The 17,104-nt window shown below is 44.9% G+C and carries 10 protein-coding genes; 7 read left to right on the top strand and 3 right to left on the bottom strand.

Annotated features, from left to right (window positions below; translation table 11 throughout):
* The first annotated feature begins 330 nt into the window (after positions 1 to 330).
* The 7 genes from RQP52_RS26345 (at position 331) to RQP52_RS26315 (ending at position 14,685) form a co-directional block, all read left to right on the top strand.
* The gene (locus RQP52_RS26345) at positions 331 to 9,012 is read left to right on the top strand and encodes a cadherin-like beta sandwich domain-containing protein (RefSeq protein ID WP_315954600.1); all 8,682 of its coding nucleotides are present in this window, start codon (positions 331 to 333) and stop codon (positions 9,010 to 9,012) included.
* A 168-nt stretch (positions 9,013 to 9,180) separates the two neighbouring features.
* Positions 9,181 to 10,794 carry an ATP-binding protein gene (locus RQP52_RS26340; RefSeq protein WP_315954599.1) on the top strand — a complete coding sequence of 538 codons (1,614 nt, stop codon included), beginning with the start codon at positions 9,181 to 9,183 and terminating at the stop codon, positions 10,792 to 10,794.
* Between the two features lie 46 nt (positions 10,795 to 10,840).
* Entirely contained in the window at positions 10,841 to 11,506 is a 666-nt protein-coding gene (locus RQP52_RS26335) for a YoaK family protein (RefSeq protein WP_315954598.1), read from the top strand.
* A gap of 33 nt (positions 11,507 to 11,539) precedes the next feature.
* Positions 11,540 to 12,490 carry a hypothetical protein gene (locus tag RQP52_RS26330; RefSeq protein WP_315954597.1) on the top strand — a complete coding sequence of 317 codons (951 nt, stop codon included), beginning with the start codon at positions 11,540 to 11,542 and terminating at the stop codon, positions 12,488 to 12,490.
* Entirely contained in the window at positions 12,487 to 12,834 is a 348-nt protein-coding gene (locus RQP52_RS26325) for a helix-turn-helix domain-containing protein (RefSeq protein ID WP_315954596.1), read from the top strand. The genes RQP52_RS26330 and RQP52_RS26325 overlap by 4 nt, the downstream gene beginning before the upstream one ends.
* A 141-nt stretch (positions 12,835 to 12,975) precedes the next feature.
* Positions 12,976 to 13,962 (top strand): glucosamine inositolphosphorylceramide transferase family protein, encoded by a 987-nt coding sequence (locus tag RQP52_RS26320; RefSeq protein WP_315954595.1) that lies wholly within the window; start codon positions 12,976 to 12,978, stop codon positions 13,960 to 13,962.
* A 177-nt stretch (positions 13,963 to 14,139) separates the two neighbouring features.
* Complete coding sequence (locus RQP52_RS26315; protein WP_315954594.1) at positions 14,140 to 14,685, top strand: glutathione peroxidase; 546 nt, start codon at positions 14,140 to 14,142, stop codon at positions 14,683 to 14,685.
* A gap of 173 nt (positions 14,686 to 14,858) precedes the next feature.
* On the opposite strand, the gene RQP52_RS26310 is transcribed toward RQP52_RS26315, so the two are convergent.
* The 3 genes from RQP52_RS26310 to RQP52_RS26300 all read right to left on the bottom strand — a co-directional run.
* Entirely contained in the window at positions 14,859 to 15,704 is an 846-nt protein-coding gene (locus RQP52_RS26310) for a hypothetical protein (protein ID WP_315954593.1), read from the bottom strand.
* Complete coding sequence (locus tag RQP52_RS26305) at positions 15,697 to 16,284, bottom strand: sigma-70 family RNA polymerase sigma factor (protein WP_315954592.1); 588 nt, start codon at positions 16,282 to 16,284, stop codon at positions 15,697 to 15,699. The genes RQP52_RS26310 and RQP52_RS26305 overlap by 8 nt, the downstream gene beginning before the upstream one ends.
* Before the next feature lie 254 nt (positions 16,285 to 16,538).
* Positions 16,539 to 17,104 (bottom strand): NAD(P)H-dependent oxidoreductase (locus tag RQP52_RS26300; protein ID WP_315954591.1); only part of this gene is annotated, 566 nt, incomplete at its 5' end.

Raw genomic sequence — 17,104 nt, 5'->3', positions numbered from 1 at the left:
ATTTTGGCGATGTTCGTTAGGAGAACATTATATGAAGAAGCTTTGCAGATCATTCTAAAACACGTTAAAGTGATGCAATTTCATTATTGGACCTATGACTTTAGTAGTGTATAAATAGGATGATTTATCTAATGTCCTAATAGACCATTTTTCGTTTATTCGACAAAAACTATTATGATTTTAATACTTTTCTAAACATTTTATGAGAAAATACCGATATACACTTTATACACATCGACAAATTTCTACATTTAGTAGGTATCAAGTAGGGGGAATTGAGAACTACAATATGTAGGATGTTGATGAAAACTAAGAAAAGGGGAATAAACGTTGAATAGACGTCGGAAAGCCGGATGGGCCAAACTATTAATTGCTGCATTGCTACTACAGTACATACCGCTATTACACGGCGGGTTGAGTGTAGCTCAAGCTGCAGGAGTGGCTAACGGAACCAACACAGTGCTGCAGAATACATACGGTCCAGCAACAAAAATTACGGATTATACATGGAGTAGAGTAACAACCAATCTTACACCTAATGCTAGACAAGGTGCATCCATGGTCTTTGACGAAATGGCTGAGAATGTGGTCATGTTCGGAGGCCAGGATAACAACAAGTTCTTCGATGAGACATGGATATGGGATGGTCAGGAACAAACTTGGCAGGAAATGCGTAATCTAACGAGTTCTCCACCAGAACGCAGAGGCGCAGCCATGGCTTATGATCCAGCCACTGGGAAAGTTCTGTTATTCGGCGGCGAGGGTCAGTCCGGTGTGCTGCTTGGTGACACTTGGCTTTGGGATGGTATGAATGCCAAGTGGGAGCAAGTTACAGGACTTCCTAGCTCTCCGACAGCTCGCGGAGGTGCTCAGATTGCCTTCGACGGCAAACAGCTGGTTCTGTTCGGCGGATATTCAGGCAGCGGAAGTTCAAAGACTCTTCAAGACGATACTTGGCTGTGGGATGGAACAGGCTGGGCGAAGATCAATCCTACTGAGAAGCCGCCTGCGGCCTATGGCGGGCAGATGGCTTTTGACGGCCAAACGGCTGTGCTTTACGGTGGAAATGCAGGTTCTATTACGAAAGAGTATACGAGTGTTGGTACGAAAGTAACGAAAACGGTCACGCACGATGACAGCTCTCCATTATTGTGGAAGTGGGACGGTGAGGCAAAGTCCTGGAGTTCGACGAATGGTCCTGAGGCTTACGGGCGTTGGGGGCAGGCGATGGCCTATGATGGGCGCCGCGTTGTCTTTTTTGGCGGAGAACGCGACTATGTCCATACTTATGATAACGAATTGGTTAAAAAATTAAAGCTGCCAACGAGCACGTATCCTCCGACGTTTGGGAGTTTTATATATGGTTGGAAAGGAAATGATTGGGAGAGAGTGCCGTTAAAATACTCCACCGGAACACTGTACCAAAGTAATAAGGATACAGATAATATTGTTCGCGATGTACAAGTCATTCCCAATCAAATACCATTCCCGCTAAGTTATGCCTCCATGGCATTTGACGGCAAGAATTTTGTCATGTTCGGCGGAAATCGCGATCAAATTAGTATCATGGATAAAGTTTTCGGCTCAGTAGTTGATTCCGAACCCGCAGGCAATATGAAAGAGACCTGGGTGTTTGGTTACACGCCTCCGACACCTCCGGGAGTAAGGATGGATGTTGAGCCAATCGTCAATTACGATCGGGAGACAAACAACGATACGGTCAGTGTCATCACAAATGTTTATAGCGATGGCAACAAAGATCTCGATGCGCGGGGGGTGGAATACCGCAAGGCGGGAGACGAGGATTGGATTCAGGTACCGTATAAAAAAGTGGAACCGAAAGGAGCAGGCTCTTTCACCATCTCGCTTGAAGGTTTGGTCTTACAACAAGAGTATGAAGTCAGGGGTTATGCTGTTAATAGTCTCGGCACCAGCTACACCGATATCAATAAATTTAATATGAATAACGATCCAATAGTGAAAGAACCGGATGTCAAATATGACAGGATAGGGGCTTCCGTACTGCATGTGAAGGATAAGAAGCGGTTGGTTGCCGTCGGCACAGGTATTACCAATTTGCTTCGTAAACCTAAAGAAGGCGTCCATTATTACTTGCAGGGCAAGGACGGAAAACAGTATCAGCTGGATTACAATATTGTCAATGCTCGTCAGTTGGAGCTGACCTTGATGAAAACCGAGATTGTTAGTGGAACTACAGATCTCAAAGAGCCAGAATTGCCTCCAGGTAAATATGATGTTCATCTGGAGCACAATTACTTTAAACCTGATTATGTATTCACGGATGGTCTTCTAATAACAGCACTAGACTTCTACAAACCAAGAAACTTCGCCAGAGTAGATGTGCCTAGCACGTCCACCAGCAACGAAGTAAACAGTCTTGGTCTGCAAGGGCCGTTTACGGAAGATCCTTCAGCGGCTAATGTCTATGTCCTTAATGATCCATCCGAACCGGTAATCATCAACGACTCGGTCATGTTCAAAGGAACCAGTCTTACCGTGGATAAAACGCAGACCCCAGCAACAATAACCGGCAACGGCCGCTTATATGTCAATGGCGGTGGAGCACTCGGGTCGAATCTGTCTTACACGATTCATGAGGGGCCGTTCACCATCACATCAGACAAGTTCTCTTTCGACTTGAGCGGTTCGGAAGCGACAGATTACTTGAATATGGACATGCCCGTTAAAGCAAGCTCGCTTATTTTCACAAAAGACGGCCTGCGTCTAACCGGTGATCTGGAAATCGGCTTGCAGGTAGGCAGTCAAAAGGTTAAGGAAACGGTGCCGTTTGACGGCCTGAAATACCGCAATAATCGATTTGATTTGTCGGGAACCTTTATGATGAAAAATAGCTTTCAGGTTGGCCCAATCAAAGCAAGTGATACCAAATTCGTCGTGGAAAGCCGCATTCCATATGTCGGTGTTCAGGCAACAGGCAGCATACCGGATACGAAGTTAAGCTTCGATATGAATATGAGAACCAAACAAGGACGTTTGGATAGCGTAAGCTTCGGCATGTATCAGAAAGTGAAGCTGGCGTCGACAGGTCTTCAAGTCAATTATCTATTCGGCAGCGTGGACAAACTTGCAGAGATGTCTCAGATTCCTCAAAAGTTCGCTGTTACCGGATCTGTGAACGATGTCATTGTCCCTGAAATGAAGCATCCTCAGGCGAATTACAAGTTCAATCTGATCGGTACCGATTCCATTGATACGGATCTAACGACCTACGGTTTTAACGGCAGCGGAACGGAATATTACTATTGGCTGCCAGTGAAGAACATGAACATGCAAACGGTAGTGAATCCGGCAACGGCTGGAATCAAAGGATTTTCTTCACCGGGCTTTGCAACGAAAGGCGACATCAATCTTTTTGAAGTCGTCAAAGGAGCAATTGGCACGTACTCTTTTAACCAAAAAGGATTCAACGGCGCGATTAAAGGAACGGTTTATGTTCCAAAAGGGATTCCGCGTATTGGCGGAGCGACCGTAAGTAACGTTGCACTCAGTGTAAATGAAACAGGTATCTACGGTACTTTCAAACATAACGGCGTAGGCGCTAATCTGAAGTATACGTTCAATAACAATACGATCCTGTTTGAAGTGGAAGCAGAGCCGCCTAAGAAATCTTGGTGGGAAAAAGGTTTGGATTTCGCGAACAATGTTTCCGATTTTATGGACGCAGCTGAACCATGGTTGGACATTGCGGAAGAATTGTTCTTAAGAAATACAGATTCGGGCAATCAGGGCAAAGACGGCAATGAGGTAAGGATCGCTGCTGCGAATCCACTTAAGCGTGTCTTTGATCTAAGACCGGTTAGCCTGTCTTTTCAACCAGAGGAGCCGGTGCATACCGATGCGAAAGCGCGCATTGTGAATGGACAGCTTACATCGCTGGATCAAACGCCTCTAATCACAACGGCAACCAATGCTACAAATGGGAAGTCGACGGCTTCTTTTGCGGTGGAGCGTTCCTTCACGGCACTTATTGCCTTGACAGGAGATCAACGAGCTGCTGTTCTGAAAGGCACGGCATCTGGTCAAGGTTTTGAACAGACCTTGTCTCCAGAAATCAGCTATGATGCCGTCAGCCAAATGACCTATATGCGCTTATCGTTGATTGCAGGCAAATGGAGTCTAACAACAAATACGAACAGTCACATTCAAATGAATGAATTGCTATTTGCCAACCAATCACTGAACTTGAATCAGTTGGCGGAGCTGTGGTCGCAAACACCGGATCGCTCGGTTACTTCATTTACAGTGAAAGAGCGTGGAAGTTACGTACTTAACGTTGGTGAGGCTCAAGGCGATGTTATTGTTTACAAACCAGATGGACGGCCATACAGTTTGAACACGGCACAGAACGAACCCAATTGGAATGCTTTGCGCGACGCCAATGGTCATGTGTACACGTTGGTGGATGCGGTTGAGGCAGGAACATGGATGATCAGCGCAGGCACAAGTCCAAGCGCCGTATTAAGCACAGTACCATCTAAGGTGAAAATCGAGGATGTTGCGCAGTGGGTGCAGGATCAAGCTTATCCAACCGTGTTTGATATGACCAAGACAGATAATGGTCAAGCGATTGTAGAGATTTACGGGGCCAATGAGCAGACAAAGCTGTATGCGCCAAATGGTGATTTGTACAAGCTTCAATCTGACCCGAGTTTGCCAGGTTTGAATGTGCTGTATGATGAATCACAGCAGAAGAAAACGTATTTGCTGGATGGTAATGATTTGAGTGGACAGTGGAAAGTTGTAAGCAGCAGTTTTACAAGTGTTGTTGCCTACAAGTCGACTAGGAAGTTTAAGTCGATTAAACCACTGACGATGGAAGGCCGATTCAGCAAATACTTTGATATCGCCGAGAAGGGCGATTATATGTTAACGGTCAGCGGCGGGAATGCCAACACCGTGATTACAGCACCTGACGGTTCGCCGTACACGCTGAATTTTGATGCTCCTGCGGGCAACGCCTATTTACAGCCGGCGTCAGACCGAGTATTAAGTGCAAGCCCAAGCGGAGATCCGCTTGAACAAACGAAAGTCTCAACACCAAATCCAGTGAACGACGGCAGGGATACACTTTACGTGTCACTCCTTAATGCGCCAGCTGGCAAATGGATGATTCAAAACGCGAAAAAAGTTGATCTGCAAATTCAGAAATTAATTCCTCAGCCAGAGATTAAGGCTTCCGTTAAGGCTGCAGCTGGTGTGGAAAATCGCGTTCAAGTTGCGTGGTCCATGGAGAATACATCATCTGATGCGCAAGTAACCATGATGTTAACGGACAGCGCCGATCAATGGGTTGGAGAAGTTATTCAAAGCGGTCTGCCATCTTCCGGCAGTAAAGTTATTGATCTTCCGACTTCCATGCTGCCTGGAACTTATTATCTTTCTGTAGTAGGGGAAAGTGCAGATAAAGCACCGATCCATGTTATTGCGGATGCAACTGTTGAGGTGACTGCGCCTATTTCACTGAGCACACCTGAGCAACCTAAGGTGCTTTCTACAGGAAATGGAGAAATATCTTTGCAATTTGCTTCTATTGCAGGTAACGTGACTGCTTATCGAATCTGGGTTAGTGACAGTACGAGCGGCAAAGCGGCAGTTCCGGTGATGGATATAACGCCTCAAGCGGGAAGTGAGCAGAACGCCGTAATTACCGGATTAACGGCTGGAGCAACGTACCAGATTTCCGTCTCGGCTATTGGCAATGAGCAAGGACGTGTTGTGCTAAGCCCAACGTCTGCGAGCGTGTCGACGGATCTGCCAGTTCCGCAACCGCCAACGTTAGCCGTGGCGCTTGACGCTGACGCACAACCCGTCATTGAACAATCGTATACGTCATATGACGGAAATGAAGAGACGTTGTTGCTTACAACAGCCGAACAAGCCTCTTTGAAAGTAACGGCCAATCAAGCCGCAGCGATTAATTTGTTTGTGAATGGACAGCAGCTTGGCAGCAGTGAGCATGTAGCAGCAGGTGGAACTTCCACGTTTGTTCTGCAAGAGTTGCTTCAATCTGCTGTATTGAAAGAACGGGAATATAACGTATTGGTTGAAGCCGTGAATGAGCGCGGTGACCGCAGTACGGCATACCGCAAGGTCTTCATTGACCGCACCGGACCGATGTTGATCGCTTCCGGAGGCAATGACGCGCAGGGCAAGCCGATTTCGCTGAATGGTATCGTTACAGATACCAGCAGGGTTTATATAACCGGCCAAACAGACGCGGGTGCAAAGTTGGTTGTTAATGGTGTGACGGTTCCATTGGATGATAAAGGAAAATTCAACTATTACGCACCATTGGAGTGGGGAGCATCGACGGATCGAATACAGCTCTCGATGACGGCTACGGACCGGGTTGGCAACAAAACGGAGTATGGCTTTGAAGTCATTCGAGGTGTAACTGAAGCGATTCCGGCAACTCCTAGCGATCTTGCGGCTCTGACAACAGGCAACGCACAGATGCGCGCACCGTATCAATTCGGTACAACCGCTTATCAAGCATTAGCTTATTCGGACAACGTTCGTGTTTATGCAGTTCCGATGGCTGCAACTTCTGTCGTGACGATTGACGGCAAAACAGTTCCTGAGAGCGGTTATGTTGATGTGGCGGTGCCTGTTACCGGGAAATCGGTATCCATCAAAGTACATTCCGATAGCGCAGGAGACAAGTTCTATACGCTAAGTCTTGATGGAACAGGTTCCAATGAAGCATTATTGGCTACATTGAAGCTTAATAATGCCACGGCGTCGCAAAAAAGCGATGTGCTTCCGGCGCAAGCTTTCACAGGGGCGGAAGACAGCTATGCCATTTATGTGGACAACACCGTGGACACGGTAACCTTGACACCTGGCGCTATGAAAGCAGGTTCCAGCATTGAAGTCAAAGGGCAATCCGTGCAGAGCGGGCAAGCATCCCAAGCGATTCAGCTGGAAGTTGGCGAGAATCAAGTGCCTGTGGTGGTTACCTCTCCGGACGGTGCGGAAACACGCAAATACCAAGTAGCCGTATGGCGGGAACCAAGCGGTAATGCGCTGTTGCAAAGCTTGGGGCTTGCTACAGACGGAGCTGATTTGTTAGCTGATTTTAACCCAGCAGTGAAAAATTATGAGGTACTAGTGCCTTACACAGCGGTCGAGTTTAAGCTTCTACCAGTTCCCGAACAGTCGGAAGCAGAAATTCATATCGATGGTCAAAAGGTAACGAGCGGAGCGGTCTTGACCCTTCCATTTACGAAGGATGCACAAACCTATGCCATTGAGGTCAAAGCACAAGATGGTACGACGCTCACATATAACGTTTCTGTATTGCGTAAGCAGACAGTGCCTGGGCAGCCGCCATTACTAGCGAGTTTGCAGGCAGGTACGATCTTGGACGGTGCTTTTACGCCATACAAGCTTAAATACGGAACGATTTCAACAACCGAAAGTGCCAACGCGACAATTAAGGCGATTACCAATGATCCAGAGGCAACTGTAACGGTGCAGCATGTAAAACAAAAAGGCGGCGGCACCTTTGAACCTGCTCTAGCCATTGGCAGCAATACCATTATCGTAAATGTGGAGTCAGCGGACCTTAAGTCTTCACAGACTTATTCCATCGACGTAAAACGTATAGAGGAATCAAGTTCTGGCCCTGACACACGCCAAACGACGGTTGCTGGAAGTTCCGGAGGTTGGACTTTCCAAACCAACATTGTGCGGACCCAATCATCAGATGGCAAAGTGCTAGATACGGTGAAATTGGATACTGTAGATGCACGTAGGATCTTGGAAAAAGCAGCACAGAATAACGACCAAGTTGCTCGCATTTATGTGACGGACTTGCCAGAAAATCCAGCGGATGAGCGGATTGTCAGCTTAAATGCAGAAACGGTTAGTTTGCTTGCAGGTGGCGGCATGTCGCTGCAACTAGTGCTGCCTGACGGGCAGATTACGGTATCGGCGGAGTCCCTAAAGCAAATGGGCAAAGACGGTAAGGATGCTTACTTCCGAATTGTTCCTGTCCGTGCTGAAGCTGAGCGCGGTGAAGTAACAAAACGCGTGCAAGCTGCTGAGCTTGTGATCAAAGATGCAGGAGACCGATCTGTCTCCATTATCGGCCAACCGGTCAAGATTGAGACAAACTATTCAGGATACAAGACGGAAGTTGTATTTCCGCTGAATAACCTCAGCCTGCCGGATAACGCAGCAGCGGCCAAACAAATTTTGGGTGAGCTGGCTGTGTACATTGAACATAGCGATGGCGAAAAGGTGCTGACGCACGGAGAAATTTGTTATGATGCGGAAGGCAAACCAGTCGGTATTGCTATTGAGATCAGTAAGTTCAGTACATTTACCATTATTCAGAAAAATGGAGCGGGTGCACTGAAACCTTATTTATCCGGTTACCCGGACGGCACATTCCGCCCTTCACAAGCCATTACGCGTGCGGAATTGGCGATGATTTTGAATCGTATTGGCGCTGGTAAGTCCAACACTGATTCGGCATCGGCACAACCTAGCGGTTATCCGGACGTTGCCAAAGAACATTGGGCGGCAGAAGCCATTGCCAATATGCAGCGCGCAGGTGTGATGCTTGGTGATGACACCGGCTTCCGCCCGGATGACGCGATTACCCGCGGAGAGATGGCCAGCATTGCTGCAAGGCTGCTTCCTGTCGGAGATGCTAGTAGCACCTCCTATCCGGGATACAACGATACGCAAGAGCATTGGGCTTTCGAAGCCATTAAGAAAGCTTCGCAAGCAGGTATTTTGCAAGGCTATTCCGACGGCACTTTCCTGCCGGAAAAACAATTGAATCGTGCGGAAGCAGTGACGATTTTGAACCGATTGTTTAAGCGGCCAACAGCCGACGTAAAGTCTTCAAGTTGGCCGGATGTACCGCAGGACCATTGGGCACTTCGTGAAATTGAATCAGCCTCCGGCACCGTACAACTGTTGTCTGATGGCAGTGTATATGTAGCACCTAATCATTAATAAGCTTTAAACATTAAAGCCCATGAGCATGAACTGCTCATGGGCTTTTTCGTGCTAAAAAGCATGATTGCCATAACTTGTTATTTTACTGGTAGAAGCTCCAAAGTTGGTTTAATATATGAAGTATAAACAAACAAGTTTATGAATTTTAACACAAGTGAGGGTGTTATGATTTTATTTGACTTCATAGTCAATATTGCTATATTTTCAATGCTTGTCAGTACGCCTCTGGTCATCCGCTCGTTTATTCATCAAACGCCGATTAAGTATTTTAGTTTGTGGGCGAGCCTTTATGCCGGGGTTGTTTCGGTCATTCTCGTCATCCTTTCTATCAAGCAGCAAGGGTATGCCTATGATATTAGATATGCGCCCGTTATTCTTGTTTTTGCTTATTTCGGGCCCATCCCAGGGGTAATAACCGGGTTATTTTCGCTGCTTACAAGACTTGTTTCCGGTGGAAATTGGGCTCCGGCAATCTTGGGTTGGATGATTAATATGATGATTTTGTGTGTGGTACATAAAATCATGTCTCGCAGCTCACAATCCAGAAAGATTGGCTCACTTTTTATGGCTTATGTTGCGGGATATTTGGTAACGATCCTGTCGTTTCGTATCTTATTGAACGAGCCGTTATTTCATCTGCAATATGTCCTGTTTGTCATGTTAGGCGTCATTTTGGGCGGATTGCTGATCGAATCGAATGATCGACTTTTAAGAATTAATAAGCAAAATAAATATATGGAAGCGACGCTGGAAAAAAGCGAATCGAAGTACAAGCTGATCGCAAATCATACTTCCGACTTGATCATGGTTATAGATCAAAATCATACGGTGAGTTATTTTTCTCCCTCCCATGAGCTTGTGTTAGGGTATGAATACCATGAATTAGAAGGAAATCTATTATGCATGCTGGTGCATCCGAAGGATTTGGAAATCTTTCATCAAACGATTGCGATGATGGTTGGGGGGCAGGAAGGTTATTCATTGGAGGTTCGCCTTAAACATAAAGAAGGCCATTGGAAAGAATTTGAATCACGCTGCCAGCCCGTCAAAGATAGTAGCTATGTCATCGTCATCAGCCGCGATATCTCCGACCGCAAAAAAGCGGAAGAAATTCTATTGCAGTCAGAGAAGCTTTCGATTGTTGGAGAGCTCGCGGCAGGGATTGCGCATGAAATTCGAAATCCTTTGACGACAATAAAGGGATTCCTACAAGTATACAAAGAAGGAAATTATTCGAGAAAACACAATGATTTGCTGTTATCCGAACTCGAACGGATTGAAGCCATTACCAGCGAGTTTCTTTCATTAGCCAAACCTCAATTGTCACAACTTACCGTCACAAACCTGCGTGAGCTGGTGGAATATACGATTGAGATTTTATCCCCCGAAGCACTTCTGAAAAATATTGAAATCCAATTGAGCTGTGAAGCGACATCCTTCCCGATCACCGGGGAAAAGAATCAGTTAAAACAGATGCTGCTTAATATCATCAAGAACGCCATGGAGTCGATGCCTGATGGCGGAGAGATTCAAATTTGTTTGCGAAAAGACGGAGAATGTCATGGTGTGATTGCCGTCCAAGATTACGGATGCGGGATTCCGGAAGAGCTATTGCCGAAGTTAGGGGAGCCTTTTTACAGTTTAAAGGAGAAGGGTACTGGTCTTGGTTTAATGATTTGCAAGAAGATTATTAAACAGCATGAAGGCGATATTACCTATTCAAGCAAAATGAATGAAGGAACTTTAGTAGAAATTCGGCTGCCGTTACTTCAAGCATGATTTAACTGATCCTAGCCATATTAATAGATGGGAGGATTGATGTATTTTGCCAACACGTACATACCTGAACGGATCAGTTCTGGTGCTTTGTCTGATAGCGGGCATCGTTGATGTGATCGGCTATTTGGGGCTGGGACATGTCTTCACAGCTAATATGACGGGGAATCTTGTGCTAATAGGAATCGCTATCGGACAGGCGAAGCTGCTAGCTGTGCTTCGTTCCATTCTTGCCTTTCTTGGTTTTGTTGCTGGTATTGCCCTCGCAACTGTGATTGTGAGGCGAGGTCGGGAAGAGCAGCTTTGGTCCAGAGGAGCAACGGTCGCGTTAGGCATCGAAGGTCTTCTCCTTTTGATAGCGGCTTTGCTTTCCTATGCAGGAAGCAGCGACAGGAACTTATATATAATGATTCTAGTATTGAGCATGGGGATGGGCATGCAAACGACCGTTGCCAGACATTTGAAAGTGGCTGGGATATCGACGACCGTTTTGACGAATAATCTGGCGAATGTCATCGAGGATACGATTGCCCATATTCGCCGAGATAATCAGTTTACTGCAGACGCATGGTTGCGTACTTGGGCGGTAGCGATTTATTGCCTGGGAGCGGTAATTACCGCTCTTTTGGAACCACACGCGCTCTTTGCTTCCATCTGGATACCGGTCGGTCTGTTGATCGGGCTTGTAACCATGGCGGCAATTCGCTTCCGTTAAAATGACGAGAAGAACTCATACAAAGGGGTATGCATGAATAAGACAAAATTTCTAGGGCCAAAATCATACTTATTAATATTTCCTGCGATTGCGCTAGTGATAGTTTCTGAATGCATCACCTTCCCGGCAAAATTCAACTGGCTGCTAGTCTTATTCCTCATATCAATAGCCATAATCGAACGGATGTATATGCATCTTTTCAATAAGATTTGGCTGCCTTATTTTATCATCGTGATCGGCCTCATTATTTTTGCAAAACATTCGATTTTGTATAGTTTCTTCTATCTTGTTCCGGATGCGGTGATCATTTGGTTGAAAAGAAGGGTTAGCTTCTGGTATGATCTGCTGCCGTCCCTGTCCATCAGCTTGATTACTATTGTCTTGGGCAATTCTTTTTACAATTGGACCTCCCACTCCTATATCAGCCGCCTTGGAACTTTATTTCTGCTTTTTGTGGTAAACTGGGTGCTCGCTTACTTTTTCTCATTTTTTGAGTCCGGTAAGCTGACCACTTCGCCAGTCGTTTCAACTTTCATACCGACTTGGTTTGAAATCGGTGTCATTTTTCCATATTTGGCTGTATTCAATTATTTTAATTACCCGGTCGTCATGTCATCTTTTTTGGCGTATTTAATTGTTGTCAAAGTCTGTCATTCGAGAAGGATGCAAGTGAATGAATCACATGTCAGGCAGCTTATATCTCTCATTGGTACAAGGCTTCAGTTGCAGGTTCTATTGATGGATTTAGGCTCCATAAAGGGAGTCTATTATCCTAACAAACGTATCATTGTGATTGATCATAAACTGGATTATCCGGAGCAACTGGATACGCTGGTGCATGAATGGATCCATTGCGAGTTAAGAAAATATAAAAAATCTCCCCTCTTTCTTGAGGAAATTTGGGTCACGATTTTAGAAGCAGTCATAAGTTGGTACTATGTATTTAATTTAAAAAGAATTCTATCGACAGGAGGATACAAATGAGTCAGCGACTGGGTGAAGAGCTAAGACGTTTGCGTAAAAAGAAAGGATTAACCTTGGAAGAAGCAGCTTCTGCGGCAGGAATAACTTTACAATATATGAGTCTCCTTGAAAAAGGGCAAAGAAAATCGGCCTCGTTTGAAATCATGGCCAACATTTCAAGGTTCTACGGCATTCCATTGGACTACTTCGCTCAATTTGTTGATGATGATCAAAATGAGGTTCATAACTTAAGTGAAACTGAACTTGAAATATGGAGTGCCATCAACAATAAAGTAAAGGATGAAATCTATTATAAGAAGGGAGATTTGCTGGCTGATTGGCTTCGTTCATTTTTTCGGAAATAAGGAAAAAATGCTTTCCTTATTTCAGTTGTGGCACGAAATTCAACTTTAGAAGAAAAAATAAAATTAAATTCATCAATAGTTGAAAAATTCTTAGGAGAACTTTATAATTTAGAATAACTGTTCTTCTGAGGAGGCATTTTGTTGAATCTTAACAAAAAAATTGAGCTGGCTGTATGGTCGATCAAGATCATAAAAAGTGATACGATTTTTCCAAAAAGAGCTAAAGCACTTGATTTGACCTATCCTACTCTTCAATGCACGGATGTCACCGATGTTGAGGCAGAGTTTGTAGCGGATCCTTTCGTAGTTTCGGATGGTTCGAACTATTATGTATTTTTTGAGGTGTTGAATAAACATTCCGAACGCGGTGAAATTGCGGTTGCTGTCAGTACAGACGGGGAAAAGTGGCAGTATGACCGAGTTGTCCTTAAAGAGAGTTTTCACCTATCTTATCCAAATGTATTTACATATGAGAATGACTATTATATGTTACCGGAGTCGTCGGAAGCAGGTGGCGTATTTTTATATAAATCCATGCAATTCCCATATAACTGGGAGAGGAAAAAACAGCTGCTATCTGGACCATTTGTAGACCCGACCCTTTTCTATCATAATCAGAAGTGGTGGATGTTCGTTGGCAGCAAAGATGGAAGGAACCTTTATTTGTTCTATGCTGACCGAATGGACGGAGAATGGGTTGAACATCCTTGTAATCCTATTATTAAAAATGACTTACATATCTCTCGACCGGCGGGGAAAGTTGTTGCTCATGATGGTGAAATGTATCGGTTTACGCAAGATGGAGTTCCGTCGTACGGGAAGATGGTTAGAGCTGCTCGAATCACGAAGCTGAGTGAGACCGAGTATGAAGAGGAGGTCATTGAGTCTGGTTTGCTGACGGGGTCAGGCCAAGAGCAAAGCTGGCGCAAGGATGGCATGCATCATATCGATCATCTCCAAACGAAGGATAACAAGTGGATGATCGCGGTTGACGGGCATTTCTTGAAAGAACAAAATTATCTCGTTTGGAAGACTACGCGCTTTATGAACAGACCTTTCTATAGCTCATATAAGCTGTCTCGTACGATTATTAAAAAATTGCAACTTATTGCCCAGTTATGGTTGTAACCGTCATCTAATCCGTGGAATTTGCGGATTTTTTTTATTTTAGTTTGAGTACGAAGCAAAGAAGGTTTATTGAAATTAACTATAAAGATAATCACTTTAATATATTAGACCAATAGATGTTTTGACAATATGATTAGGTATATGAATAATTACCAGATCAAGAGGAGGTTCGTAACCATGTCAATTTATCATTTTCAAGCAAACCTGATTAACGGAAAACAAGTCAATCTGTCAGATTTCAGAGGGAAAGTTCTCCTAATTGTCAACACAGCAAGTAAATGTAGTTTTTCGCGTCAATTCGCTGATTTACAAAGACTTTATGAATCTCAGCAAGAACAAGGTTTTGAAATACTTGCGTTTCCATGCAACCAATTTAACGATAAAGAGCCAACTAGCAATTCGGACGTACAGGAATTTTGCGAGAATAACTTTGGGATCACATTCCCATTGTTTGAGAAAACCGATGTAAGAGGTCCATCTACCCATCCATTATTTCAATATCTGACACAACAAGCACCGTTTAAAGGGTTTGATACGCAGACCAAGGACGGCCAATGGATGGACGAGTTTCTACGTGAAAAACATCCTGACATCTATATGGGCGACGGGATCAAATGGAATTTTTCTAAGTTTTTAATTGATCGAGATGGTCATGTGGTAGCAAGATTTGAATCAACGGCGTTGCCTTCTGAAATCGATACTAAAATTGCATCGTTGTTGTAGCATAAGGAAAGCCAGCAAACCTTTGAGTTTGCTGGCTTTTTATATTTTAGCCACACGATTGAGAGAGTTATTTACTTGGAGAAGAAAGGTTCGATGTAGGTCTGTAAGAATTTCTTGCGAAATACTTTAATATCTCCGATTGTTTAATTCTCCTATTAGCAAAACATCCAATTTTATTGACGAGCCGCAGGAGCCGGAGCCGCTCGCTGTGTTTGAATCAAGTTGTCTACATTGGACTGCGATTTATTGATTTGCTCCTGCGTCAACGGCTTGCCAACAGCGAAGCTCTTGACGATTTTCTTCAGCGTATCCGCATCGAAATCATCCATCGCATACATTTCCACCGTAAATCCCTTGTCTTCCCAGATAACAATTCCATTTGCAAAATACAGCTGGGTCCCATCAATCATTTCCGTTTTCACTTCGCCAGTTGTTTCAATTCCGTTCTTGCCGCCTTGCGAAATCAAGAAATTCACGGATTTTTCGCCTTGCGCGTATTGTACCTCTACCATCGTCTTACCTTGAATGACGGTGTTGACATACTTGAAGTCAGCCATCCAGGATGGAGCGGGGAAATTCATTCCCACGGCGGTACGGGCTTCGTCCACGTTTATCGTCGGCCGCGGCGGCAGTTCCACTCTACCAGTATCGGAACCTTGCTTCTGGTCGGAGGCATTTTTGGTAGGAGCCGGAAGCTCCTTATCGACTTGAACGATGTCCATATTGCCTACATGAAACTTCGCCAAGATCGATTGCATTATACCTTGGGCGTAGGAGGTTGTAGACAGTACTCCGCCAATCAGCACTACACCAAGCACAGCCACAGTAGCCGTTTTCCATGTTCTATTCATCGTTGTCATCCCGTCCCTCATCGTATTTTTCGTTGAAATGGTTTGCGTCTCGATCTTATGTACCAGACGCCTGTGAATCCGCTCTTTCGCCATTGGATTATCAAGCTTTGTATTCTCGAGCAAATCGATCACATCCTCGAATGGTTTGAGGTCTTGTTTGTTATTCATCCATCAACCCACCTGTCCCCAAAATTTTATGCAGCTTCTTCAAGCTCCTGTAGACAATGACACCAATCTGGGATTCACTTACTCCCATGAGTCCCGCAATCTCCGAGTTTTTGAGACTGGCGGCAAACTTCAAGGCGATGATGTTGCGTTCCTTGTCGCGTAACTTGGCAAACGCTTGAAACAGCGCCTGATGGTCGTCAACCTGGATGGCTAGCTCCTCAGGAGAAGGCTTCGGCCAGATTAACTCGGTAATCGAGTCCAAGGAGAAATGAAATCTCTTTTTCCGGGCGCGAAAGTAATCGGTGACGGCATTTCGTACTATAGCGAACAACCACACCTCGAATACGGCTTTTTCCTCCGAGAAGCTGCCATAATTGACAATAACCCGTTCAAATATTTGACTGCAAACATCCTCCGCCTCATACTGATTCTGAATCCGGTAGTAAATATACTTGTACACGCGGTTAAAGTACTGTTCATAAATCCGGGAAAATTGTTCGCTTGACAGAATCTCTCCGGCAGCGCGGAGCTTGTCCGTTCGTTCCGTGAATATGTCCTTGTTTACTCGGATGTTCTCCACTTGCTTTCCTCCTTCCTAGGCTTCTATTCCATCAAGCAAGCCGGTTACGTATGTTAATACGCCGATTAATGAAATCCATTAACAAGCCGCGGTCGATTTTTTTCTTCAAGTCACTATTATAGAGCATGAAAAAAATGCGGGCACCAGCAATCACTGGAAACCCGCACCCACTTTTCACGGATTCAAGATTTGATCCGCATACCCGTTTATATATTTAATTTAATTGTTTGTTCATGGTTATGGCTTTACGGACGTTACAGAATCCATTCGGATACTTGTTCCATCGTTCTTCTTGTTTTATCACGCGGTTCTTTTGCCCGATAACCGAAAGCGACCATAACGCTTACTTCATACTCGTCGTCTCCGAGCAATCCTCGTTTTGCTAAAATTTCGTTGACTCTATCAGGAACGAAGCCTTCGATTGGACAAGAATCGATTCCGATCATCGCCGCGGAAGTCATCATATTCCCTAGTGCGATATAGGTTTGCTTAGAAGCCCAAGCTGTTCTCGCTTGTTCGTTATCGAGGTGGAACGAATCGAAGAAATCGTGCCATGCTCCCACGTTGTTTCGCACCATTTCAGCGGGATATTTTTTAACTTTTGTCAGCTGCTCATAAATATAAGGGGATTCCGGGATAAGTCCTTTACGAGCAAGAATAACGACCATGTGACTCGCGGTTGGCAGTTGATTGTACGCGCCGTAAGCGAATGGCCGAAGCTCTTCCCTAAGTTCCGGATTTTGAACGACTAGAAATTTCCACGCCTCCAGACCGTTGGAGCTAGGCGATAATCTCCCTGTTTCAAGGATAAACCGGAAAT

Origin of the sequence: Paenibacillus violae, assembly GCF_032461945.1 — a bacterium.
Lineage (GTDB): Bacteria > Bacillota > Bacilli > Paenibacillales > NBRC-103111 > Paenibacillus_E > Paenibacillus_E violae.
The sequence above is the reverse complement of the archived record's forward strand: the minus strand, read 5'-3'. Positions and strand labels throughout refer to the sequence as shown.

Bases quoted from the DNA above. Each gene is read 5' to 3' on its own strand.
- RQP52_RS26340 (WP_315954599.1), top strand. From the start codon at position 9,181: ATGATTTTATTTGACTTCATAGTCAATATTGCTATATTTTCAATGCTT.
- RQP52_RS26330 (WP_315954597.1), top strand. From the start codon at position 11,540: ATGAATAAGACAAAATTTCTAGGGCCAAAATCATACTTATTAATATTT.
- RQP52_RS26325 (WP_315954596.1), top strand. From the start codon at position 12,487: ATGAGTCAGCGACTGGGTGAAGAGCTAAGACGTTTGCGTAAAAAGAAA.
- RQP52_RS26315 (WP_315954594.1), top strand. From the start codon at position 14,140: ATGTCAATTTATCATTTTCAAGCAAACCTGATTAACGGAAAACAAGTC.
- RQP52_RS26310 (WP_315954593.1), bottom strand. From the start codon at position 15,704: ATGAATAACAAACAAGACCTCAAACCATTCGAGGATGTGATCGATTTG.